This is a genomic window from Vagococcus vulneris, from assembly GCF_003950515.1.
Taxonomy (GTDB): domain Bacteria; phylum Bacillota; class Bacilli; order Lactobacillales; family Vagococcaceae; genus Vagococcus; species Vagococcus vulneris.
In genome coordinates, this window is the sequence record NZ_NGJS01000023.1 from 1 (window position 1) to 25,123 (window position 25,123).

Annotated in this window: 22 protein-coding genes; 4 read left to right on the plus strand and 18 right to left on the minus strand. The window is 33.1% G+C overall.

Annotated elements, in window-relative coordinates:
* Positions 1-269: integrase core domain-containing protein (locus CBF37_RS10640; RefSeq protein ID WP_165866707.1), on the plus strand; the 269-nt coding region annotated here is incomplete at its 5' end.
* Between the two features lie 101 nt (positions 270-370).
* Here CBF37_RS10640 and CBF37_RS10645 read toward each other — a convergent pair.
* The 11 genes from CBF37_RS10645 to CBF37_RS11700 form a co-directional block, all read right to left on the minus strand.
* Positions 371-2,224 carry an ABC transporter permease gene (locus CBF37_RS10645; protein ID WP_125984742.1) on the minus strand — a complete coding sequence of 618 codons (1,854 nt, stop codon included), beginning with the start codon at positions 2,222-2,224 and terminating at the stop codon, positions 371-373.
* Complete coding sequence (locus tag CBF37_RS10650) at positions 2,214-2,963, minus strand: ABC transporter ATP-binding protein (protein ID WP_125984743.1); 750 nt, start codon at positions 2,961-2,963, stop codon at positions 2,214-2,216. The genes CBF37_RS10645 and CBF37_RS10650 overlap by 11 nt, the downstream gene beginning before the upstream one ends.
* A 1-nt stretch (position 2,964) precedes the next feature.
* Positions 2,965-3,357, minus strand: a complete 393-nt coding sequence (locus CBF37_RS10655; protein WP_125984744.1) for a YxeA family protein — start codon at positions 3,355-3,357, stop codon at positions 2,965-2,967.
* Between the two features lie 142 nt (positions 3,358-3,499).
* Complete coding sequence (locus CBF37_RS10660) at positions 3,500-4,180, minus strand: N-acetylmannosamine-6-phosphate 2-epimerase (RefSeq protein WP_125984745.1); 681 nt, start codon at positions 4,178-4,180, stop codon at positions 3,500-3,502.
* 15 nt (positions 4,181-4,195) lie between these two features.
* On the minus strand, positions 4,196-5,188 hold the full coding sequence (locus CBF37_RS10665) for a CobW family GTP-binding protein (protein WP_125984746.1): 993 nt from the start codon (positions 5,186-5,188) through the stop codon (positions 4,196-4,198).
* 106 nt (positions 5,189-5,294) lie between these two features.
* Entirely contained in the window at positions 5,295-6,758 is a 1,464-nt protein-coding gene (locus CBF37_RS10670; protein ID WP_125984747.1) for a peptide MFS transporter, read from the minus strand.
* A 209-nt stretch (positions 6,759-6,967) separates the two neighbouring features.
* Positions 6,968-8,437 carry a glycoside hydrolase family 32 protein gene (locus CBF37_RS10675; RefSeq protein WP_125984748.1) on the minus strand — a complete coding sequence of 490 codons (1,470 nt, stop codon included), beginning with the start codon at positions 8,435-8,437 and terminating at the stop codon, positions 6,968-6,970.
* 21 nt (positions 8,438-8,458) lie between these two features.
* Complete coding sequence (locus CBF37_RS10680; protein WP_125984749.1) at positions 8,459-9,877, minus strand: PTS transporter subunit EIIC; 1,419 nt, start codon at positions 9,875-9,877, stop codon at positions 8,459-8,461.
* 19 nt (positions 9,878-9,896) lie between these two features.
* Positions 9,897-11,546: an alpha-glucosidase gene (locus CBF37_RS10685; RefSeq protein WP_125984750.1), complete on the minus strand. Its 1,650-nt coding sequence runs from the start codon at positions 11,544-11,546 to the stop codon at positions 9,897-9,899.
* Between the two features lie 60 nt (positions 11,547-11,606).
* Entirely contained in the window at positions 11,607-12,605 is a 999-nt protein-coding gene (locus CBF37_RS10690; RefSeq protein WP_125984751.1) for a LacI family DNA-binding transcriptional regulator, read from the minus strand.
* Between the two features lie 217 nt (positions 12,606-12,822).
* Positions 12,823-12,987: a hypothetical protein gene (locus CBF37_RS11700; protein ID WP_165866708.1), complete on the minus strand. Its 165-nt coding sequence runs from the start codon at positions 12,985-12,987 to the stop codon at positions 12,823-12,825.
* Positions 12,988-13,218: 231 nt separating this feature from the next.
* On the opposite strand from CBF37_RS11700, the gene CBF37_RS10695 reads away from it, so the two are divergent.
* Positions 13,219-13,899, plus strand: coding sequence for a DUF2238 domain-containing protein (locus CBF37_RS10695; protein ID WP_125984752.1), 681 nt, complete (start codon positions 13,219-13,221; stop codon positions 13,897-13,899).
* A 22-nt stretch (positions 13,900-13,921) separates the two neighbouring features.
* On the opposite strand, the gene CBF37_RS10700 is transcribed toward CBF37_RS10695, so the two are convergent.
* Positions 13,922-14,581, minus strand: a complete 660-nt coding sequence (locus CBF37_RS10700) for a hypothetical protein (RefSeq protein WP_125984753.1) — start codon at positions 14,579-14,581, stop codon at positions 13,922-13,924.
* Between the two features lie 286 nt (positions 14,582-14,867).
* On the opposite strand from CBF37_RS10700, the gene CBF37_RS10705 reads away from it, so the two are divergent.
* Positions 14,868-16,385, plus strand: a complete 1,518-nt coding sequence (locus CBF37_RS10705) for an AcpB/EbpR/MafR family transcriptional regulator (protein ID WP_125984754.1) — start codon at positions 14,868-14,870, stop codon at positions 16,383-16,385.
* A gap of 38 nt (positions 16,386-16,423) precedes the next feature.
* Here CBF37_RS10705 and CBF37_RS10710 read toward each other — a convergent pair whose 3' ends face one another.
* From CBF37_RS10710 to CBF37_RS10735, 6 genes are all read right to left on the minus strand, one after another.
* The gene (locus CBF37_RS10710) at positions 16,424-16,678 is read right to left on the minus strand and encodes a hypothetical protein (RefSeq protein WP_125984755.1); all 255 of its coding nucleotides are present in this window, start codon (positions 16,676-16,678) and stop codon (positions 16,424-16,426) included.
* Positions 16,679-16,731: 53 nt separating this feature from the next.
* Entirely contained in the window at positions 16,732-18,120 is a 1,389-nt protein-coding gene (gad, locus tag CBF37_RS10715; RefSeq protein ID WP_125984756.1) for a glutamate decarboxylase, read from the minus strand.
* Positions 18,121-18,144: 24 nt separating this feature from the next.
* On the minus strand, positions 18,145-19,137 hold the full coding sequence (locus CBF37_RS10720; protein ID WP_125984757.1) for a choloylglycine hydrolase family protein: 993 nt from the start codon (positions 19,135-19,137) through the stop codon (positions 18,145-18,147).
* Between the two features lie 100 nt (positions 19,138-19,237).
* Positions 19,238-21,652: a YhgE/Pip domain-containing protein gene (locus CBF37_RS10725; protein ID WP_125984758.1), complete on the minus strand. Its 2,415-nt coding sequence runs from the start codon at positions 21,650-21,652 to the stop codon at positions 19,238-19,240.
* 43 nt (positions 21,653-21,695) lie between these two features.
* Entirely contained in the window at positions 21,696-23,099 is a 1,404-nt protein-coding gene (locus CBF37_RS10730) for an amino acid permease (protein ID WP_125984759.1), read from the minus strand.
* A 390-nt stretch (positions 23,100-23,489) separates the two neighbouring features.
* Positions 23,490-24,008 (minus strand): HdeD family acid-resistance protein, encoded by a 519-nt coding sequence (locus CBF37_RS10735; protein WP_125984760.1) that lies wholly within the window; start codon positions 24,006-24,008, stop codon positions 23,490-23,492.
* A 236-nt stretch (positions 24,009-24,244) separates the two neighbouring features.
* Between CBF37_RS10735 and CBF37_RS10740 the strand changes: the two genes are divergently transcribed.
* Positions 24,245-24,997 (plus strand): potassium channel family protein, encoded by a 753-nt coding sequence (locus CBF37_RS10740; protein WP_125984761.1) that lies wholly within the window; start codon positions 24,245-24,247, stop codon positions 24,995-24,997.
* Positions 24,998-25,123: the final 126 nt, after the last annotated feature.

The following is a 25,123-nucleotide window of genomic DNA, read 5'->3' on the forward strand; positions in this document are numbered from 1 at the left end:
CCTCATACGCTTATTATCAAGCAACAAAAGAAAAGAGCATTACCAGAAGTATGTCCCGAAAAGGGACCCCTGCAGATAATGCTCCAATAGAATCGTTTCACTCCATCCTAAAGGCTGAAACGTTCTCATTACACCCAGAGCTTGGAAGCTCTACAACTAGTGTAATTGAAACTGTACAAAATTTCATCAACTATTATAATAAAGAAAGAATTCAACAAAAATACGATTACTTATCTCCGATTGATTATCGGAAAAAAGTAATCGCATAGGTGTTTTTATTACTGTCTCATTTTAGGGGTTCAGTCCTCTGTAATTTCATTGGGTTTTTCTTATCGTCTAAAAGTCTCACGACAAACTAATCTACAGAACATTATTCAATTGTATTATATAATTTTTTAAAATAAAAATATCTAGCAATTATATAATAGAGAGTTTGAATAATTATAAAAATACCTAATATGATAAATGCTGTTAACTGAATGGGTTGACCGAACAAAGCATACATTGCTTTTAGCGCTACAACACCATGAATAACTGATACGATAATTGGTGTAAAAAATAGAATAGCTATTTGTTGATACACAACTTTTTTCATTTCTTTTTTACTAAAACCAATTTTATAAATCATACTAAACTTTTCTTGGTCTAAGTTCATATCATTGTATAATCTAAAATATAAAAAACTTCCTGCAGAAACAAAGAAGACTAGTCCAATAAATAAACCAATAAAAAATATCGGTGCAAATGTGTCAATTATGACCTGCTCCATATAGGGTTTAACAAAGACATTCGGATTAGTTTCTTCAATTTCTCCTAATTTAACTAAACGTTCTGTGTCTTTATGATTATCTATCCAAAGATAGGATGTCTTAGACGGCTGTGTTTGATTTATTTTTTTATAATCCGATGTACTAACCACAACAATTGGTCGATAATTAGGAATCACATCTCTTTTGCTCTCTACCGTTTCAACATTTACTGTCTGTTTATTATCTGGAAAAGTAAACTTAGTTAATTTAAATTGATTATCATTTTCTTGTCTTATTTGATTAATCACTAATACTGCTTGGTCTGTGATATCAATCGGCTTCTCCCCAATTTTTTTTGCCAACTGATTGTAAGTCTCTTGACTAACAATTTCAACTACTTTATGATCTGTTTCAAAATTTATTGTTGCTATCTTATTTTTTGTAGCCGATATACCTAATTTTTGGATATTTTTATCAATGCGTTGCATTTCCTCTTGAATATCTGTCTGTGAATCATTAGGTACTAATGTTATATCGTAAGGTGTTGTATTAATCTGCTTTAAACTCATCTCTTTAAAACCTGCTAATGTACCAATTGCTGAAAAAGCTACAGTGGAAATAACTGTTACTAGAAAAAAGGCTTTAGCATTGTCTTTCATCCTAAAACTGAGGTCAGATAAAACCAACATATTGGTTTTATTCCAAAAAAAAGATTCTTTTTTTTGTAAATTATTAACAACTACTAAGGTTAATTGATTGAATAAAAAACTAGTCCCTAAGATAACTAAAAAAATAACAGGTAACATCGCCATTACAACCAATACGCCTTTTACAGATAAAGCTATACCGTAACCAATACCAATTAATAAAATTGCTAAGACTGATTTTATTATTGAAGGTTTTACTTTTCCTTTACCTAAACTTTGACTTTTTAACAGTGTCTGTATGTCCATTTTAGGTATTTTTAATTGAATAATTAATGAAATACATAAAAATAAAATAAAAAAAGAAATCAACGTTACTAATATTGCCTTAATCGGAAAATAGAATGAAAAATCAATATGTAAAAATAATTTACTAATCCATAAAATAAGTTGTGAAAATAAAATACCTACAATTATCCCAAAAAAGGTAGCTAAAAATCCAACTAGCATATTTTCTTGAAAGACCATTTTACGTAATTGTTTTGGTGACATCCCTTGTATTAATAATAACCCAAATTCCTTTTTTCTAGATTGTAAAAATATATCTACTGAATACCAAACAAATAAAAAAGAAAATACATAAATAATAATTGCCGAGGCCAACATCCCCATTTGAACAGATTGATGTAAACCACTACTCAATTTAGGGTGAAAGGTAAATACAGCAAACGTAAAAAATGACATAACTGTTGATAAAACACTTAAAAAATAAGCTAAATACAGGTTCTTATTTCGCATTGTATTACGAAAAATAAATTGATTAAATCTCATGTGGAACACCTTCTATGTCTTTCAAAGTCATTAGTATATCATCATAAAATTCTGTTCGTGATGTGCCATAAGAAATTGTTTTGACTAATTCACCATCTTTAATATAAATAATCTTTTGACAGTAACTGGCGACAAATGGATCATGAGTTACCATCAAGATACTTGATTGTTGTTGCTTGTTGAGAGAACATAGTAATTCCATTACATCCATAGAAGACTTAGTATCCAAATTACCTGTTGGTTCATCAGCTAAAACTAATTTTGGTTGATGAATCATTGCACGAGCAATAGCTACTCTTTGAGCCTGTCCACCAGAGATAGTTCCTATTCTTTTTTTTAATAAATTATCAATACCAAGCTGGGCTGATACTTTTTGTAGTTTTTTACGCATCACACTAACTTTTTCACCATCCAAAGTTAACGGTAATACAATATTTTCTTCTACTGTTAGTGTTGGCATTAGATTAAAGTCTTGAAAAATAAATCCTAACTGATTACGACGAAATTTTGCTAACTTTTCAAAACCCAACTGACTCAAGTTCACGTTATCAATAAGAATATCACCTGATGTCGGAGTATCAATTGTTGAGATTAAATTCAAAAGTGTTGACTTACCGCTACCCGATGGTCCCATAATACCGACAAATTCGCCATCCTCTATCGTCAAATTTATACCTTTCAATGCTTGATAAGAAATTCCATTTTCATATGTTTTTGTAATATTCTTTATTTCCAGCATATTAAAACCCCCTCTGTAAATTTTCATTTGAAGCAATGGTATTTTTAATCACTTCAGCTAAATTAGAAGGAGCAACTTCTTGATATGTTTCAATGTACTTTCCTTTAGCATCCAATTCTAAATACGTACCTTCTTTTAATTTTTGCGGTGTATAAAAAGAAACCTTCACTGTCTCACCATCTTTGGTTACTCCTTCTTGAGTATAATAATAAGACGTTCCTTTATCCTTAACACAATAAGTATCACTAGTTCTAACGTAAATAGGTTCTTTAGAGACAAGGGGATTATATCGATCAACCAATTGCACAGCTTCACTCGAACTGTTATGTGCATAAATCATCCATCCAATAACACAAGCCGCTACTCCAATAGTAATTACACTAATTCTTTTCATTTTCTAAACCTCCAGTTGTTTTTCTCTATATATTTAGAATAATTCAAAAAACTATTTTCTACATGCGACTGCAGAGGGAATTTTCTGTTAAATTATCTCAGTCTTTAGACTTAAAATAAAAACGATAATGAGTTCATCCTCATTATCGTTTCATTGCTTCAACGTATTTTTCAGTAATTAATTGCGGCCTTGTAATAATAGAGCCTACAACAACAGCAAAAGCACCCTTTTTTCTTCCCTTCTCAACATCTTGAGGTTCTTCAACTCGACCCTCCATAATGACCGGAATACGCACGGTCTGATGAATAGCTTGTAACAAATCAAAATCAGGACCTTCCGTTTTTTTTGAATACGGTGTGTAACCCGCTAAAGTTGTTGAAATAATATCACATCCAGCAGATTCAGCAGCCCTAGCTTCATCCAGTGTAGAAACATCTGCCATGACTAAACGCTGACCCTCGTGTATCTGTGTTATCAAATCGGATAACTTTTCATTACCTGGTCTTTTTCTTTGCGTTGCATCTAACGCAATAATCTCTGCAGATGTTGTCAACAACTCATTAACTTCTCGTTTCGTTGCCGTAATATAAATATCAGAATCAGGGTAGTCACGTTTTATAATACCAATAACAGGTAAACTAACCAGCTCTTTAATTGCATTGATATCAGAAACCGAGTTCGCCCGAATCCCCTTTGCTCCACCACGTTCGGCTGCCACTGCCATACGCGACATAATGAATGAACTATGTAATGGTTCATCCTCTAAGGCTTGGCAAGATACGATTAACTGCCCTCTTATATTCTTTAATACTTTATTTACCATTTACCTTTACTCCAATCATATTTCTTGATAACTCCGCATAACAAGATCTTTAAACGACTGTTCAATTTTTTCTCTATCTAAGTCTTTTCCTATTAAAACAAGTTGACTTGTAAAATCAAGTGGTGATTTATTAGTTGTTTCTAAAGTATAGTGTGTACTGACACCCTGTAACGCAATAACCAATTCATAGTTCTTAACTCTGATTAATCCTTTATAACGATACAGCTGACCGTCATAGGTCATTAATAGCCAATCAATCCACATACGCATTAGACTCTCTTCTAATGGTATCAATGTACTGAGAGACATAGACGACACTGAGCCATGGTGATGATGTTCATGTTGCTCTTTATAGTTATCCGTTTCAACTATTTGTGGTTCAAAACTTCTGAATAGATGCTGATTAAAAAATAAACAATCCGCTTTGAAAATCGTACTAAAACTAAATTCGTAATAATCTGCAACCGGATTAATGCTTGATAATTTTTGTTGTATCTCTTGTTTATCTGCCGCATACTGTTCATTTAGTTTAGTTATAATAAATCGATCAGCCATAGCAATTTGTTTTTCAGCCTCAGAATAATTGCTTAAGGTTGACTGATAATTTACAGCATCAACTACACAAAAAACAGTATCTAAATAAAAATAGCCTGATAATTTTGGTGTAACTTTTAAGGTTTGAATAATTGGCTGCGGATCTGCAATACCAGTTGTTTCAATGATAATCTGCTTCAACGGGCGTCCTTGTTCTTTAGTTATTTTTAAAATCATTTCCAGTGTACTGGCTAAATCTTCCCGTAAACTACAGCAAATGCAGCCGCTATTTAATTGATATAGTCGCTCTTCTGCATGAATCATTAATTCATGATCAATACCAACCTCACCAAATTCATTAACAATTATTGCAATATCGTCTGATGCAATGGTTGTCTCTTTAATCATCTCATTAATAAATGTCGTCTTTCCGGCACCCAAAAACCCCGACACGATATTTATTGGTATTCCCATCTATCTGTTCATCCCCATCATCTTCATTTCTTTTTATTTTACTTCTATCAGGATTAAACGTCCAGAAAAATAGGCGAACCTTAATGCAGTTCGCCTGTTTTTACTTTTATCTAATATGCCCCATTAATTTTTCTATCGGTTTGCGACCAGTAAATAATATTATACCGCCGATAACTGCGACAGCTCCAACAATTCCGAAATAAGCTGATTCAGTTGAATCAGTGTAAAATCGGGCAATTTGTGCATTAATTGCTTGTGACGATGCATCAGCTAACAGCCAAATAGCTAGAGTTTGAGACTCAAATGCTTTTGGCGCTAATTTTGTCGTAACTGACAAGCCAACCGGAGATAAACACATTTCACCAACAATCATTACAAAGAAACTAGCAATCAACCATAACGGACTGACTTTACTATCTACACCAAACAGCATTCCTGGAAGCATCATCAATACAAAAGACAAACCAGCCATGACTAACCCAATTGAGAATTTAATCACTGTTGAAGGTTGGCGTTTTCCTAATTTCATCCATAGAGTTACAAATACAGGGGTTAATATAACTACAAAAGCCGGATTCAATATTTGATACCAGCTAGCTGGTACATTAAATCCCCATAAGTGCGCTTGAGTTCTCTCAGCTGCAAATAATGCTAATATGGATGAACCTTGTTCCTCTAAAGACCAAAAAATAATTGCAGCGATAAATAGAGGAATATACGCATACAAATGTTTTCGTTCATCATCTGACACATCATTAGAACGAATCATACGTACAAAGTAATAAATCGGCAAACCGATTCCTAAAACACTGACAAAATTAACGAAAAATCCAATAGTTAAATGTCCCGTCAAAGCAGCTGTACCAAAAATAATAATAAACGCAACAACCAAAATAATAAATCCCTTAATTACCATACTTCGTTCTTCAGGTTTAATTGGATTAGCTGGTTTAATCCCAACATGAGCAATCGTTGTTTTTCCTTGGAAATAATAAACAATCAAACCTACAAACATCCCAATTGCAGCTACAGAAAAACCAACATGATAACTGTATTCTTGTCCTAAAGTACCTACAATAATTGGCGCTAATAGACTACCGATATTAATACCCATATAAAAGATAGAAAAGCCGGCATCACGTCGATCATCATCTTCAGAATATAACCCACCAACCATCGTTGATACATTAGCTTTTAACAATCCAGTTCCGATAACAATCGCAATCATCGAAATAAATAATCCCATAACTCCTAAGCGTGTTGCCAAAATAATATGTCCCAACATAATAAATAGACCGCCATAAAATACAGATTTATGTTGTCCAAAAACCCTGTCGGCCATCCAGCCTCCCATAATACTGGACATAAACACCATTGATCCATATACCGACATGATAGCTAAAGACGTTGGCTTATCTAAACCAAGACCGCCATTTGCGACAGTATCATACATATAGTATAGTAAAATTGCACGCATACCATAATAACTGAATCTTTCCCACATTTCTGTAAAGAACAATGTCGATAGTCCTCTAGGCTGTCCAAAGAACGTCTTTTCCTTCGTTTCCATAAATAATCCACCTTTAATCATTTTTTATAACATATTTTTAAAAATAACACGCTATATAATAACTCCAATTTTATTTTACTCCCAACTAAAGTCAAATGCAAATTTTTTTGTGAATTTTTATGCAAATAAACTATCATTTATGTACTATTTATTTAAAAAAATAACCATTTAGAAATAGCATCGGCTATTTTCTAAATGGTTATCACTAATCACTCTTGATACGGCCACTGTTCAACAACGGCACTTACTTCTCCTTCGGATTCGATGGAGATATTTCGACTCCATTTAGTCGGAAAAATTCGACTTGTAAATACTAATTCACCGTCATTTACAAATATTTCTATTGATGAAGTATCTAAAAAAATCTGCAGTTCTATCTCTTCGTGCTGGTAAAAAGCTGATCTGATTTCACCATATTCTGACGCCACTTGATATCCAGATTTTCTTCTATCGAGTCCTATCATTTGATGCTGCCAATCAATAAAGAAACTGGTCTTTTCATCACCAGAATCATAGAAATTAATCGTTGTTTTTACTGCATCGCCAGAAACTAAACGCATTTGATACTCACCAACATGAGAGGAAATATCTTTGAATAATTGATAACCATCCAATGCATGGTAAGACTCATTGCACTCAATTGTTCGTTTCTCTTTTAATTCTAAGATTGGCTTTTGCAAAACACGACGGTTCTCTATCCGCAATTCTCTTGGAATCGTCAAACAACCTGACCAGTTGTCTTGATCTGACGGATAATCAATATCCGGTAGTCCCATCCAACCAATTAATATGGTCCGACCATCCGGCGTCTTAGTTGTTTGCGGTGCATAAAAATCGAATCCGCGATCAAGCTCCTGAAAGCGACTCGTATCAAAAGATATATCCTTTTGATTAAACGTGCCAATAAATACACCAGAATTGTAAATATTTTCAAATTCATTGTCTCCAGGTGTCAATCCTTGTGGCGATAATAATAGTACATCTTCATGATCTAATGAGAATAAATCTGGACATTCCCACATAAATCCAAAATTCGAATGATTCGTTTTTAGTTCTGATACAAACTTCCAGTCAACCAAATCATTTGATGTATATACTAAAATGCATCCTGTCATATTCTCGCGTTGACCGCCGACAAACATGTAATATATACCGCCTCGTTTAAATACCTTAGGATCTCTAAAATTCATTGTATATCCCTTAGGAGGTTTTGGTATAAGCGGCTGTTGATTTTTTTTAATTGTGCCTGATTCATCCATTATAGCCAAACATTGTGAAGCTTCTCTATTCCAGTTAGCATCTCGTTTATTTCCTGTATAGAATAAATATAAAGATTTTTCATTGACAAAACCAGTACCAGAAAAAATACCTTGCGCATCATGGTCCAAATCAGGCGTCAATGCTAAGCCTTGATCTGTCCAATCAACTAAATTGACACTTGTTAAATGATACCAGTGCTTCAACCCATGAACAGGTCCTAAAGGAAACCATTGATAAAACAAGTGATACGCTCCATTAAACCAAGTAAAACCATTTGGATCATTTAACAGCCCATGAATAGGTTGTATATGAAATACTTGCCGCCATTTGCTGTTTTTAGTTGTTGCTAATAGATTATCTAGCTCTGTCTTATCAGCTGAATTATAGCTGCGATAACGTTGTTCCCTCGTCCAATCCATTATAATTATCTTCCCTTCACTTTACTCTTCAGTATCTACCATTAACTCTTTAGGAACAGCAAAGAGATATGTTAAAACAAACGATAAAATAAAAATACAGATCCCCACAATGACATAAGTAATTAATTGATACGGCTCATAGATATACATTAATGGTGATAAAATTACCGCTAATCCATATGAATTAGCTTGAATTCCTAAAATTGACAGAATCGCACCACCTAAAGCTGAACAACCTAACATAATACCTAATGGTTTCATACCATATCTAATTGTTATCCCAAACAGTGCCGGCTCACTAACACCCAGTAATTGAGTAACACCCGCACTTGTTCCTATTACTTTTACATTTTTATCTTTAGCTTTTTTACTAAAGGCGAAACTAACCGCTGCATTAGCAAATCCATACATTGCGCATAAAGTAATTAATGGATTAAATCCGGTTGAAGCTAACAAAGTTGTCTCAATTACAATAAATAAATGATGCATACCAGTCATAACAGCTAGAGGATACATAAACCCGATTATTAAACCGCCAATTCCAAATGGAACATGAATTAACCATGTAACGGCAACTACTAAACCGCTCTCAACAAAATGCAATAATGGACCTAATACTAGTAACCCAACTAACAGCATCACAAAAATAACCACAAAAGGTGTAAACATTAAATCTAACGCATTCGGCATATGTTTACGAGAAATTTTTTCTAATTTTGCACCAAAAATTCCAACTACTAAGGCCGTCAATACACTCCCTTGATAACCGACAATCGGGATAAAACCAAAAGCAATAATTGGATGCACACCACTGTTAATATCAGCAACAGCATAAGCATTGGGTAGCATCGGCGATACAAGCATCAGTCCAATGACAAAACCGATTATTGGTGTTCCACCAAATTTTTTAAATGCTGACCAGCAGATAAGTGCAGGTAAAAAAGCAAAAACAGTATCAGTCAGTACACTCATTAAAGTCATAATATATTCAGGTATCGCTTCAGGAGATGTTCCGAAAAAACCTAAGACAGATTCATTCAATACCACACCTTTCAGTCCTAAAAACAAACCTGTCGCAACAATTCCTGGAATAATCGGTACAAAAATATCTGACAATACTCGAATAGCTCGTTTTATCGGGTTGCCGTCTTTCTTCATATCTTCTAAAGATGTCTCTTTATTTTTCAATTCTGGATCATCTTCCATTAAGCCATCATATACTTTATTAACAATCCCTGTACCTAATATAATCTGATATTGTCCCGCATTATAAAAAACACCCTTCACTTCATCAATTTTTTCAATTAATGAATCATCAATTAACTCTCGATTTTTGACTTCCAAGCGTAAGCGAGTAGCACAATGCGTCATGCTGATAATATTGTCTTCACCGACAACTCTAATAATATCTTGACCAATCTGTTTGTAATCTTTTCCCATCTCTATTCTCCCCTATTCCTTAATTAAACAATATGCTTTGATATGGCAACAGTTCAATTTTTTTACCTGCGTTCAACTCATTATGCGAATCTAAAAACACTGTTTGGATGTCTTGATCCAAATTAACAATTTCTTTTGCTGTGCTTAAGTTGGTTAATGAGTAAATACGTTGACCCTCCCACTCACGCCAATAACCAATAATATTATCTGATACATTTTCCATAAAATAGATATCTCCCTTGGATAAACAAGCACTGATATCTGATGACTGTCTCAAAGCAATCATTGCTTTATACCAATCAACTACTTCATTTGATTCAGCATTAATAGCTGGATATTCTTCAGTCATGCCTAACCAAGGCTCGACAGTTGAAAATCCACCATATTTAGTATTATTCCAAGGCATCGGTGTCCTTGTATTGTCACGACTACGCAGATTCACAAAATTAAGTGCTTCTTTTTCGCTGAAGCCCTCATTCATCGACCGATAGTAGTTATCTATACTAGAGATATCATCAAATTCTGAAATACTTTCGCGCACAGCATTTATCATACCTAATTCTTGTCCCTGATAGATAAAAGGTGTGCCTCGTAAGAAAAAGTACATCGCTCCAATCCCTTTAGCTGAGGCCGGTGTTTGAAATCCCGGAGCAACTAATTTGGAAAGTGCACGCGGCTGATCATGATTTTCAATAAAGTTAGCACCCCATCCAGCTTGCTGCAATGCCTGCTGAGAAGCTGCTAGCAATTCTTTAAACTCTTGTGCTGTCCAATTAGTTCGCTTAAACCAATCAGAGCCCGATTCCACATCAATGTCGGCATAATGAAAATCAAAAATCATTGAGAAATAACCATCTTTACCAATAAACTGAGAAAAATCTTTGTATTCAACTCCTGGAGCCTCACCAATCGTCACACAATTAAACCGATCAAATGTTTCGTGTCGTAATTCTTTTAAAAATACTTCAATCCCAGGACGATTCCTTGTCTTAAATTTACAAGAAACTAAGCCGTCTGCTCCATCAGCCGGTAAACTGCTGTAATCTTGATCTTTCTTAATAAAAGTAATTGAATCAATTCTAAAACCAGCAATTCCTTTTTCCAACCAGCGATTAATCATGGCATAAAGCTCTTTGCGTACCGCTTCGTTTTCCCAATTCAAATCAGGCTGACGTTTATCAAAAACATGAAGATAATATGTATCTTCGCCTGGAACTTTTTCCCAAACAGAACCACCAAAGATAGAACGCCAATTATTTGGTCTTTCAGTACCTTTCTTAAATATGTAATAATCTCGATATTTGCTGTTCTTATCAGCAAGTGCTGCTTTAAACCAAGGATGTTCATCAGATGTATGATTAATAACTAAATCAAGAATAATTTTTATACCTAAATTATCAGCTTTTTCTAATAACTCATCAAAGTCAGACATTGAACCAAATTCAGGATTAATACCTTCAAAATTGGCAATATCATAACCGTTGTCAACCATCGGTGATGTAAAAATCGGACAAATCCAAAGCATAGTTACACCTAAATCTGATAAATAAGGTAATTTATCAGTAATCCCTTTAATATCCCCAATTCCATCATTATTTGTATCTTTAAAACTCTTCGGATAAATTTGATAAACAACTTCATTTTTCCACCAATTTTTATTTTCCACAATATTTCCTCCTTAACATGGTATCGATACCATGTTTTGTCATTTTAAAGAATCTTTGTAAATTTACGCAGATTCTCTTTTGATTAATGTTAAATTCAATTTTTCCTGATTAATTAAATAAGCAGTCCCTTCAAGTTTTGCAATCAGCAATCTTGTTGATTCTTCACCTAATGCTGCTATAGGCTGAGCAATTGTTGTCAACGGTACTGCTAATACGGATGTAAAAGGTTGATTATCAAATCCCATGATTGCCAATTCATTCGGAATCGCTACTTTATGGTTCAAGCAATACTCCATAATCCCCGTTGCTACCTCATCACTATTTGTAAAAATAGCATCCGGACGCTCCGTTTTAGACAAAGCTAAGAGTTCTTTTGCAACTTGTCGTCCATCTGCAATTGTATGTGTGTCTTGAAAGATCCAATGTTTCTTAAAAGGTAATTTGTTATCCAGTAAAGCTTGTTCAAATCCCCGAGTACGGTACTTACCATGACCTTTCGAAGTTAGTGTACCGCCAGTACAATACGCAATCTTATGATAACCTTGATTTATTAAGTAACCAATTCCCTGATAAACTGCTTGCTCTTGATTCGTTACAACTTGTGGTAAAATCGAGTGTGGCATATTCTCGTTGCAAAGAACGATTGGTCCAAATTCTTGATACGATTCTAAAAGTTTAATATCAATCTCTATGGAACACATAATGACACCTGAGATAACCTGTTGTTTTAACATGTCCAACATCTTGATTTCTGCATTGGGATCGTCATATGTTTGCATAATCAATACATTGTAATTATCTTTTTTTGCTTGTTTTTCAATGGCATCTACTAAATACGAAAAAAACGGATTAGTTATTCTAGACACTAAAACACCAATCATAGTTCCTTTTTTCGACCGTAATTGTGTTGCGATTGAACTCGGCACATAATGTAATTCATCCATTGCAGATTGAATACGTTCTCTCTTTTCATCTGAAATATAAGGGTGATTATTTAAATAGCGAGAAACTGTCGATACCGATAAATCAGCTAATTTTGCAACATCTTTAATGGTCGCCACAAAAACACCTCCCACATTATGATATCGATTTCATATATTATGATAAATTAAGATTTGATTTTTGTCAACCATTTTTTTGTAAGCAGATACAAAAAAAGATATCTCAAATTACTTGAGATATCTTTTAATCATTTCTATTTAGCCATTCAGTTAATACTCTAATATACTCTACTGTTTCTTCTACATAGGGTGCATGACGGCTATAGCGGAATAAAACCTACTCAGAATCAGGAATTTCATCAGACATCACCTTTGCAATAACGGGAGTATACATATCATTAATCCCACTGATGACAAGTGCCGGCTGTTTTATAGTTGATAACTTTTTGATATAGTCAAAATCTTTGAGTGTCCCAAGCGCTGTGAACTCATTAGGTCCCAAGCAATTTCATAAGATTGCTTGCCTGATTTTTTGGTCGTCTCACGGGTTCGGGTGAATTCTCCGTTACTTTACCAAAACAATGTCTTTCCATAAAATGATCATTTGCTTGGATATAAGCAGGATTAATATAAAATAGACCTCCTTGTTTATTATAACGTAATTAACGAGTGATATCACTTGAGTTTTTAACAGCAACAAGCCATACTAATTTACAAAAGGAGGGATAATGAGGTGGCATTACAGAGCAAAATCAAAAAAAATTTATTATTTTATGGAATTGCGTTATTTGGCATCATCGTCATGGTAATTTTCGGGATTAAGGCACTGTACCAATCCGAGAATTCTTCTAAATATTGGTTCGTAGTTTTAGAAATGTTTTTAGGCATATTGCTGTGCTTGCTGCCACAGCTGATTGAGCAGATTTTCAAACTCACAACCCCTGTGGTTTTAAAAAATATGTATTGGCTGTTTATTCTTTTTTCTGTGTTCCTAGGAACTGGTCTATCTTTTTACAGCAGATTTTACTATTGGGATAAATTTTTACACTTCTCCAGTGCAGCCTTATTAGTTGCCTTGGGCTTTGGTATACTTAGTTGTCTGATGCCTAAATTTAATCATCTATCATTAGGGACTATTATCCTTTTCGGTTTTTTCTTTGCTATGACAATGGGAGTCGTTTGGGAGTTCTACGAATTTACCTTTGATGGTTTACTTGGTTTAAACATGCAGCGATTTGCGACAAGTTCCGGAAAAAATTTGGTTGGTCGTGCTGTACTGATGGACACTATGGGTGATTTATTCACAAATACTGCAGGTGCTTTAACCTTTAGTATCTTTTGCTTCTTTAAGGGTAAATCAACACCTAAATGGTTACAGTTACTAGCATTTTCGTTACATAAAAAAAATAAATGACCCTAACCGGGCCATTTATTTTTTATTTTGCTAATTCTAAAGGTAATTTCACATCAAATGTATGATCAACCTTATCTTCAGAACTATCTTTCTTATGTCCATCAAATGATAATTTTATTTCTTTAATATTATCAATTTGATCTAAATCTGTAAATTTAAAATAGACATGACCGTCTTTTTTATGATCTTTATTGAAAATATCTTCCCATGTATCATTAAAATGTTCACCTTTTATTTCTTTACCATCTTTTAAAACAATAGTTGCTTCATTTGGATGAACTTTTACTTCTTCATCACCTTTATTTTCTAATGTATAATGCATCGACACTAAACCTTTATACTCTTTTTCTTCGTCATCCTTAAATTTATCAACTTGAACGACTTTTACCTTATCAATTTTAAAATCGACATGTTCCCAAGAATCGTCAGACCAATCAGTTTTGTATTCTGCTTCAGATTTTACTTTAGGATCTTTATTTCCTGTAACAATTTCTTTAAAGTAGCCATCATCTTTTAATGACACATCTCCTGATACTTCTTCTACACCATTTGATAAAGAAGTCGACGTTTCTGTCACTTTTTCAGATTCAATAGTTCCTTTAATTTCTTCTTTGCCACATCCGCTTAGAGCCACTAATAATACCGATGCACATAATGTTGTTCCTAAGATAATTTTTTTCATATTATGAAGCCTCCCAATAAAATTACATTTTCTTGGATAACAGACTGATACACAAATCAGTCTATTTATCACTTACAAAACAATTATAACACTTTTTTTATAGTAATATTTAACATTATGTCTTTTAAAAAGAAAAAAATAAAAATAACTAAATTAAAGACATTTAACAAATGATTAATCATTACATCACGAATGTAAAACATAAATTTGAAAAAATATCATTTAAATAGTATTCTATATTGGTAGAGAAACATCTTATTCTATAATTAACGAGGTTGATTATCCCATGGAGAAACACTTATTTAATATTTTAAGTAATCATAACCAGACAATTTTGAGTATTTTAGATATTATTTCTGAAAACAATCGCTGGTATAGCGTCACAGAATTAAGTATGCAATTAAACGTTGTTGAACGGACTGTTCAACGCTATTTAAATCAACTTGAAGAAATTGTTGCGACTTATAACGAAGGCGATAGACAAACAATTAAACTATCTTATGAAAAATATAAAGGTGCTTATTTAGAAATCGAACGTGGTTCAAATTTTATTGATTTCAAAAATTATATTTTGTCAAATGATGAATCAATTCTTATTTTAAAAGAAATTATGTTTGAAGACTTTGACTCTGTAAAAAAATATGCTATGAAAAACTATGTCAGCGAAGGCATGGTCAGACGAAGTCTTAAAAAGATTAAAGATTTCCTCAATTTATACCATATTGATTTAGCTAGAAATTCTTTTAAACTTATTGGTGAAGAAAAGCAAATCCGATTAGTTGCATTCATTCTATCTTGGGTAACATTCAAAGGAATCTCTTGGCCATTTGACAGTATTAGTCAAGATAAAGTGTACAACTCTGTGGACACATTTTCGCAAGCAATGAAACTAGATATCTCAATTATTCATCGAAAACAAATGGCATATATCTTAGCCATTAATTTAATCAGATTACGTAAAAATCATATCATCAAGCTGGAAGAAAGCTGGAAAAACTATGTCGACCTTAATTCCATTAAGGAGAGTGTTCCTTTTTTAAAATCTTTTATGTCTGAATACAACATGCATATTGAAGCAGAAGTGTACTACTATATAGTATTAATGCAAACTAAGGCTAAGATTTATGACTCTGAAGAACTGAAAAAGAGAATTATCACTTATCATAAAAAGAAAAATTCAGATATTTATCAAGCAACCAATTTATTCATTCAGCAATTTGAATCTAATTTCTCGCCAATCCCAATAGAATTAGAAAAGCAATTTTTCATCACAAGTTTTTGTGCACACATTTTTGCAAAACTCTTCAAAAATATTAATATGGACATCGATGGACATCCGCTATTCGAAGATATTGATGAAGATTTTCCAATTCTAAAAGATAGAATATCACTACTGATTGATGAACTTTACCAATTAAGTGGAAACAGTATATTTCTTGAAAAACAATTTTTAATGCAAAAATATTTATTACTTTTCTCATCTTTTCTTCCTCTAACGTCTTATGAACCGCCTATTTACATTTATTTAGAATCTGATTTACCTTCATTTATCAAGCAGAATATTACAACTCGGCTTACTGATCGATTTAAACATGATTTTAACCTAACTTTTTTACCAAGAAGCAAACGTGACGATGCTGATTTAATTTTTACTAATATTCCTAACTTGATTGAGGAAAAGAACCGCTTTGAAGACAATTTACTTCTATTTGACTTTCCATTAAAATCTAGAGATATTGTCGAATTAGAACATAAATTAAAATTAAATATCCAAAAAAAATCACACAATTTATCTGAAATATAAAAAAGTCCGCTTGTTCCTAAGAACAAGCGGACTTTTTTCTATTTGCTTTCTTTGTCAAATTCTTTTTGAATTTGTTCTAATTCTTTATCGTCATATTTATCATATTTACCAATTTCATGTAATAGACGTTTTACTTCGTGAATAGCTTTCTTTTCTTCAAACCAGATTTTAATAGAATGTTTTTTGTCTGATTCTTCATTCGCATTGATTTTTTCAGTTTCTACATCTAGTTTTTCTAGAGTTTTAACCATTTCTTCAATTACTTTGTCTTTCTTTTCTTCATAGTTTGCCATAATAAATTCGCCTCTTTCATTTTATTTGTATATGTTAAACAACTAATAAAAAATTAGTGTGTAAAACCATAAGTATAAACATCACCTTTATCATGGTAAAGAACGCGTGCATTGTCTAAATCTTTAATACATTGTTTAAAGTCTTCAATCAATGCTTCTGCAAGATTTTCCCCTAAATCCCCACGACAAACAAAACGTTGAATCACTTGTTTATCTAAGTCAGCTGGTAATGGATAAGCAGGTACTTGCCAGCCTTTCATTAATAAACGATCGGCTAAGTCATACAAAGTCCACTCAACTTTTGCATCATCTTTTAACTTGTAGCAGACAATCGGGATATTGTGACCATCATTTAAAATGTCAAAATAGCCGGTTTCTTCAACTGCCTTAGCAATTGCTTCAGCCGAGTCGCGTGTTCTTGTATGAATTTCTTTATATCCATTAAAGCCAAATCGGTAAAAATTATAATATTGACCAATAATTTGACTGGCACTTCGTGAAAAGTTAATGGCCATTGTTGGCATCTCTCCACCTAAATAGCTAACTTTAAACACTAGTTCTTCTGGTAAATATTCCTTATCTCTCCATAAAATCCAACCAACACCTGGGTAAACTAATCCATATTTATGACCTGATGTATTAATAGAAACAACATTTTTTAATCTGAAATCCCATTTTAATTCTGGGTCAACAAACGGTACAAACATTGCACCACTAGCACCATCTACGTGAATAACTAGTTCATGTTCATGCGTCTTATTATATTCAGTTGCTAACTTATCCAATGCTTTAATATCATCGAATTTGCCTGTATAAGTAATTCCTAAAATACCCACGACACCAATTGTATAATCATCAACATAATCCATAACTTTATCAACATTGATGCTTAGATGATCTTTATCAACTGGAACTTCACGCATCTCAATATCCCAATAAACACAGAATTTTTCCCAACATACTTGATAGCCAGAAGAAATAACTAAATTAGGTTTTTGAGCATTGATGTCTAAACCGCGTTTTTTAGCTAAATTTCTCCAACGAAATTTCATCGCCATCCCACCAAGCATACATGCTTCACTAGAACCAACAGTTGATGTCCCCATAACTTCTTTTTCATTGGGAGCATTCCATAAATCTGCTAGAATATTGACACAGCTAGTCTCTAATTCAGCTGTTTCAGGATATTCTGATTTATCGATAGCATTTTTTTCCATGGTTTCTGACATCAACTTCTGTGCTTCAGGTTCCATGTATGTTTGACAAAATGTTGCAAGGTTTTGGCGCGCATTTCCTTCATCGATTAACTGATCCTTAACTAATCGATATGCTACTACTGGTTCAATTGGTTCTTTATTTAATTTATTAATTAATACATCTTTTCCAGAAAATGATGAACCAAAAATTGGTGTGGCTCCGGTTGTTTTATTGAATAGTGACATTTTTTATTCCTCCAACAATTAGTTTTAGTAGTTAAATGTTTTCATAGTTTCAAATGGGTCTGCCATAAATGTTACAGGTTCTTTTTCTTTAAGTAATTTTTCTGTGATTTGAACCTTACAAATTTGATTATTATCATAACCACTATAATAGTAAGTTAAACTAGTATTACACATTGTACCGACATATTGAGAATAATCAGATTTACCTTCGGGTGTGACAACTAGCCCTTTCGGTATGCGAACAGTTGATAAAATATGATAAGCATTTGATACACCTTGAACTTCATTTTCGGCTTCTTTAATGTGTTCTTTAAAAAAAGCTGCTCGCACAAAGCGTTCAGGCGGTGTAAATCCGCCAGGTAAACCTAAAGTTCCAGTTCCTTGAGAAAATGCCTTAGCTTCATAATCACCAAACATAACAGGTTCATATTGTTTAGGACGAACATGGACATAGTTGCGTAAATTATTAATGTGCCATTCAAGCTGTGGTGTATTCGTCATTACCCCAACTGGATTTTTTTTCATATGCAATGTTTTGGATGTTGGTTCAATTACACCGCATTCACCTGAAGCATCAGTTATGATCCAATGTAATGGTGGTGCAAAATTTAAAATCGGTGCTGGGCGATCAACAATAGTGATGTCTGAAATCACTTCTTTAACTTCTTTGACTGATGCACAATTTCCTAAAATATATAAAATAAACTCATGAGGAGCTAAATTAGTCTTATTTGAATCAGGATGTTCTTGATATCTTACTTCTCCCGGCAAATATAACTCTGCCATAGATAAACCTTTTTCATTCACAGCATCTGCTACTGTGTATAAAGGACCAACTACACGTCCAGCACCTAAATAACCATATTTATTATCTATCTTTCGTCCGTCAACAACTGATTTCCACGGATAATGTCTGGGGATATACGTTGGGTTGGGATCTAAGGGTAAAGAATAATCCATTGTTCGAGATAATAAATTATTTCCATCTTTAGTTTTTATAAAAATACTTGTACACATACGTTGTCACAATCCTTTCTAAACTTTGTTATTAATAAAATGATTAAACTTTATATAAAGGCCTAGGAGGCATTTCCCTCCCAAGCTTTTTTATCATTGATTATTTTTCAAGTGCTTGCAATTTCTGATTATCATCTAATTCCGATACGTTTGATAGATTACGTTTCTGTAAAATATTCATAGCAATTCCCAATAGAATAACGAATCCGACAAAGACACATAATAAGACGGTCACACTCTTATTAAACATCGGCGCACCGATACCGCTTGATATTGCTTCACGGAATCCATATACAGAATAAGACATTGGTAAGAATGGATGAATAGCATTAAAGAAACTATTTTGAAGTGGTAATGGGAATGTACCACCTGCCCCTCCCAGTTGAAGAACTAAGAGAATCATCATGATAAAACGACCAGGGTTATCAAACGACATCGCAAAGAACATTACCATAAACATGTATGCCCAAACTGTGACAAAAGCCATTAAATAAAATTTACCTTTATATTCAACTTGTAATCCTACAAGTAACATAACAGTTGCTTCAATAGCTGCCATTGCTGTAGAAACAACAAAACCAATCGCTAATTTACTCAACCACCAGTCTTTACTTGACTGACCTAAAATAGATACACGACGAATAGGAAAAACAAAGTTAAAGACTAAACAACCAACAAATAATGCTAGCGACATAATATATGGTGCTAGTGCCTGTCCGTAATTTTCAACGGTACTATACTTAGCATTTTTCAGACTTGTCGGATCAGCAAACATATCAATATTCTTTTCTTGCAAGTTTGCTTTAGCGCCTAAATTAGTTGCTTCACCAAGTGCTGATGACAATTGATTTGAACCAGTATCCAATTGAGACACACCAGACAATAATTGTGGAGAGTTTTGATTTAACTCATTTAGACCGCTATTCAATTGAACTGTACCATCATTTAATTGGCTGACGCCTGAAGACAATGCTGGCATCTGTCCATACATATCATTTAATCCGCCAGACAGTTGGCTACTACCTGTTGCCAATTCATTTACACCAGATAATGCCATTGGTAATTCCTGACTTAACCTAGATACATTACTACTCATTTGATCTAAGCCGGCAGCAATTGTACCAACATGATTAGAAGGAGATATATTAAGCATACCCATAATCTGTTGTGTCCCGGCACCAATTTCATCTACTCCACTTTGTAAATTAGTGGCACTTCCAGCGACACTAGCAGATAACTCACTCAACGCCTGTGCTTGACTAGATAAACCTTCGACAGACGCTTGTGCGTTATTTATATCTCCAGCTAACGTACCTGTAAAGTTTTCAATTTTTTTATTTTGTTCATTTTCAAAACCGATAATGTCACTGTTAATGTCTTTTATAACTTGATTTTTAACAGCATCATCTACACCTTCTAATTGATTAATACTATCTGTAACTTTAGCTTGCAGTGCTGTTGAATCCACCACTAATGTTGAACCGATTGTATTTAATGAATCACTGATTTTATTCAAGTTTTGAGATATTTCGGATGCATCAAGTGAAACATCTTGTAGTTTACTGCTATCTGTTAAAATTGATTCTAAATCGGCATTAATTTGTGCTAAATTGCCGGCAATAATTTGCTGTGATGACTCACTGATATTGCCTTCGATATTGCCCAAAGCTTGCTCTAACTCTTTGCTACCAGTTGACAATTCTGTTAACCCGGCACTTAATTCATTCACTTTACCACTCATTGGTTGTACTTTATTATTAATCATACCTAATCCAGAACTTAATTGTGCCGCACCATCATTTAATTGAGTGACACCAGAACTCAATGGGCCAATATTTCCGGCTAATTGACCGATACCATCCTTTAATTGTACCGATCCGTCAGCGGCTTGCGTAACACCACCAGTATACTGTTTTAAACCACTTTGCAATTGATCAGTTCCTTTAGCCAGTTGACTAGCACCATTACTTGCTTCATCAATTCCCTGAACTGCTTTCTTTCCAACTTCATTTAGAGCTGTAACATACGATTGAGTAACATTATTTCTAACCTGAGATTCTAACGTTGTTGCACCTATTTCTGCAATTTCACGACCAATATAATTTAACGAATCATTAGTAGTATATGTGATTTGCATTTTTTCAGGTTTCTTGTCTATTAATGTTGTTGCATTCTTAGAAAAATCTTTTGGAATCGTGACGATCATATAATAATATAGATCTTTCATTCCTTTTTCAGCCTCATCAGCAGAAACAAATTCCCATTTCAAGTCCTTGTTACTTTTCAATTGATTAACCACTTGGTTCCCTACATCAACTTTTTGTCCCATTAATTCCGTCGGTTTATCTTCGTTAACCACTGCAACCGGTAAATCTTTAGCCATGCCATAAGGATCCCACACAGATTTATCAAATACGCTTGCGTATAAGATAGGGATAAAAGTAATTGCAATAACAGAAATTAAAAGAATTTTATTTTTAAAGATATTTATAAACTCCTGTTTTACCATGTTCATATATTTATTTTTCCTCCTACCGAATAAATGTTTTTCAATATATTCAATTAGCTTTTGTTTTCTTTTTTAAACTATAAAATTTATAAAATAAAAACGGTACTGCTACTGTAATAACGAAACTAATAGACAGCGTCATTACATATGTTGTCGCTGCCGAACCTTTTAATTCACTAGGTGAAATAAAAGATAAACAGATCGCTAAAACAGAGATAATTAATCCACAACCGGCAATAATCAACTGCATCAATTTTCCACCAGGAACAGTGTATGCTCGCTCTAATGATTGATTGGATTTTTTTAAAATTAAAACAAAGTAAGCGATAAAGAAAAGAACATAGGCACTTAAGTAGATAATAACTGTTAAAGAGATAGCGGTTAAAAATGATACATTGCTACCGCCTCCACCTCCACCAAAAGTTAGTACTGCTCCCCACGCACTCACTAAAAATCCTTGTATGACCAAAATAAATGTTGGAACTTTATTTTTATTTACTTGTTTAAATTTATCTGGAAGCAAATTCTTCTCGGCAACAACTCTTAGACCCTCAGTCGGACTAACAATCCAAGAACTAACTTGCGCCATAACACCGAACGACACTAAGATAGCCATTAATTTAACAATAATTTTACTACCGATAACTGCTTTAAATGCATCAACCACACCTGAATCTAAGTTTAACTTTCCGGGAACCACCATTGACACAGCGCTCCCACCAATTGTACTCAGTAGAACACCGACAATAACAAGTAAGAACATAATCAACGGATAGTTCTTTTTTGGATTATCTAATTCAGTTATATGCGGTGCTGATGCCTCCACACCCATATATGCCAAAACAAAAGATACTAATTGTGGAAATTCTTTAGGTTTTGGTAGAAATGTTTGATCCTGTACAAATCTTGGATTAATTTGATGACCAGTTCCTACATACTTAACTGTCATAATAAGCAAAATAACCACTGGTACAATAATTCCTAATACAAATCCATATTTAGCTAATTTAGCCGAAAACTCAGTTCCTCTAAATTGTAAAAAAGTTAGAACCCAAAAAATAAGTAAAATACATAAGTATTTAATAACAGGATTTGAATTCATTTCTTTAAAATCTAACACATAAGATAACGATCCGATAATAAAATAAATCATTGTGACAAATCCAACAGTTACTTGGAACCACTGGAAGAAAATTGCTGCAAAACCATATTTTTCACCTAGTAATTTTCCTACCCAACCAAATATCCCACCTTCTTGGTAACCCTTAATAGTTGCCAATTCAGCTGAACACAATGCAACAGGTAAAAACCAAAATAACCCACATAAAAGTAAAAAGAAAATTAACGTTTTCCCAGATTCAGCAAAAGTCGGATACTCATAAACTGTGATAAATAAAGATGCTGTCATAGCAAAAAAACTAAATAATGATAATTTTTTCTTTTCTTGTGTCATACATTTACCCCTTCTATTTTTTTCCAGTTATACAGCCCTTTTTAAAAATATTATTGACTAAAGTACTTACAAAATGATTTATCAAACTAAATTACCGAATCCATTAAACGAATACATCATATGCCATAATTAATCATTTTGAATTATTTGTATAAATTAAAAACCTTTACATGTAAACTTTATCAACTTTTTTTTATTTAAAAATAAAAACACTAACAAATCAGACTTATATAACTCATTGTTCGTATTTATTGTACAAAAATTAAATAAAATTGTCTATGATAACATAATATTTATATATTTTAATCAGTATTTTTTAAAAATGGTACTCATAAAATGACCTAAAGTCATAAATCTAACAGAAACATATTACTTACTACTTTTTTTACTCTAAAATGCTGCCATTATGTAAGTAATTCCCGCTACCATTAAATAAAAACCAACCATAAACGCAATTGTTAATGCTGAGGCAATTGGATTGAAAAACAATAAAGTTCCAATAACAATTCCTAATATGCTGACAATTAATGATAACCAGTAATATCCTTGACTCACTTGCTTTGAATAGTTTAATTCAAACAAACAGTTTACAGAATCACAAATGAACCATATAGCAAAAATAAATGGTAAAGACATCATACCAGCAGGTAAATTAAATAAGAATATTAAGCCAATGATAATATCTATTATACCAATCACATAAATCATTGAATTATTAATACCCAATAATTGCTGCATCTTTTTCTTAGCAAACAGTTCAAAACATCCCTTCAATAATGCAATAATACCGAATAAAAGTGCTAGAGCCATCAAATCTTCATCTGGCCTTTGAAATGATAGTATCGAAGTGAAAATGAAAAATATTCCTAACACTAAATATCCTATTCTAAACTTTTTATTTTTTTCCATAAAAAATCCTCCTCTATTTTGTTAACAATCACATAACATAAAATACCATGCTGTGTGTTATTATTAACCATAAATCAATTATTATGATTCTTTCAACTCATTTAGTATAACATCTATATTGTTATAAGATTTTATAAATTGTCGTTTGATACGAAAGTATTGCTAAAAACAAGTTGTTTTTAGCAACATTTTTCATTAACATTAAGTTAATACGTATTTGGAAAGGGAAATTAGACATGCTAAAAAAGAAAGTATATTATGCAACGATGTTTATTTTATTAATTATTTCTGGCATCCTATCTTTGATTAATCATCATCTAGCTAAACCCATTGATTTCTTGGTTCTGGCCTTATTTGCCTTTGACACTTTATATCAACTTTATTTAAGTAATAATCGTTGGAAATTTATTCGGCATCATCCGCTAGAATTTGTCTCCCTAATTCCTATATATACAGGGTTCAGATATTTCAGGTTGCTACCGATACTGTTAGCTTTCTTACGCGTCACTATAATGGGAAGAAGATACATTATTCCCGTTTATAATGTTTTAGTAAAAACCGGCATTGGACGATTTGCTTGGTACTTTATGCTGGTTTTTTTCCTGCTCCCGCTCCCTATGATTTGGATCGAACCCGCTATTCAAAATTATTCTGACCTCATGTGGTGGACACTTCAGACAGTCACGACAGTCGGTTATGGCGACATCATCGTTCACCACAAATTAAGTAAAATCATCGCCGGAATTCTTATGATTTTAGGTATCGGTATGATCAGTGCGTTTACAAGTACCATTACTAAATTAATGACCAATCCAAAATTAATCAGATCAGAAATCAATAAAGAAAAGAGTTTAGAGAAAAAAGCATTACAAAATATGACGAATTCTGCTCAATCCTCATTAGCCATAAATGAATTAAATCTCACTCTAGAAGACTTGCACCGCTTAGAAGCACTCATCCAACATGAAATAAAACAAAAGAAAAACTAAATCAAAACCTCCAGTGTGAACTGGAGGTTTGTTCTTCGGCTGAAAGCCTCTATTGCCGGCCTGAGCCTAAAAGGCTCACTGAAAAAGTCTCCCTTATGCACCACATTCACTCGCTGATCCTAAAAG

Bases quoted from the DNA above. Each gene is read 5' to 3' on its own strand.
- CBF37_RS10645 (WP_125984742.1), bottom strand. From the start codon at position 2,224: ATGAGATTTAATCAATTTATTTTTCGTAATACAATGCGAAATAAGAAC.
- CBF37_RS10650 (WP_125984743.1), bottom strand. From the start codon at position 2,963: ATGCTGGAAATAAAGAATATTACAAAAACATATGAAAATGGAATTTCT.
- CBF37_RS10655 (WP_125984744.1), bottom strand. From the start codon at position 3,357: ATGAAAAGAATTAGTGTAATTACTATTGGAGTAGCGGCTTGTGTTATT.
- CBF37_RS10660 (WP_125984745.1), bottom strand. From the start codon at position 4,180: ATGGTAAATAAAGTATTAAAGAATATAAGAGGGCAGTTAATCGTATCT.
- CBF37_RS10665 (WP_125984746.1), bottom strand. From the start codon at position 5,188: ATGGGAATACCAATAAATATCGTGTCGGGGTTTTTGGGTGCCGGAAAG.
- CBF37_RS10670 (WP_125984747.1), bottom strand. From the start codon at position 6,758: ATGGAAACGAAGGAAAAGACGTTCTTTGGACAGCCTAGAGGACTATCG.
- CBF37_RS10675 (WP_125984748.1), bottom strand. From the start codon at position 8,437: ATGGATTGGACGAGGGAACAACGTTATCGCAGCTATAATTCAGCTGAT.
- CBF37_RS10680 (WP_125984749.1), bottom strand. From the start codon at position 9,877: ATGGGAAAAGATTACAAACAGATTGGTCAAGATATTATTAGAGTTGTC.
- CBF37_RS10700 (WP_125984753.1), bottom strand. From the start codon at position 14,581: ATGAAAAAAATTATCTTAGGAACAACATTATGTGCATCGGTATTATTA.
- CBF37_RS10705 (WP_125984754.1), top strand. From the start codon at position 14,868: ATGGAGAAACACTTATTTAATATTTTAAGTAATCATAACCAGACAATT.
- CBF37_RS10710 (WP_125984755.1), bottom strand. From the start codon at position 16,678: ATGGCAAACTATGAAGAAAAGAAAGACAAAGTAATTGAAGAAATGGTT.
- gad (WP_125984756.1), bottom strand. From the start codon at position 18,120: ATGTCACTATTCAATAAAACAACCGGAGCCACACCAATTTTTGGTTCA.
- CBF37_RS10720 (WP_125984757.1), bottom strand. From the start codon at position 19,137: ATGTGTACAAGTATTTTTATAAAAACTAAAGATGGAAATAATTTATTA.
- CBF37_RS10725 (WP_125984758.1), bottom strand. From the start codon at position 21,652: ATGAACATGGTAAAACAGGAGTTTATAAATATCTTTAAAAATAAAATT.
- CBF37_RS10730 (WP_125984759.1), bottom strand. From the start codon at position 23,099: ATGACACAAGAAAAGAAAAAATTATCATTATTTAGTTTTTTTGCTATG.
- CBF37_RS10735 (WP_125984760.1), bottom strand. From the start codon at position 24,008: ATGGAAAAAAATAAAAAGTTTAGAATAGGATATTTAGTGTTAGGAATA.
- CBF37_RS10740 (WP_125984761.1), top strand. From the start codon at position 24,245: ATGCTAAAAAAGAAAGTATATTATGCAACGATGTTTATTTTATTAATT.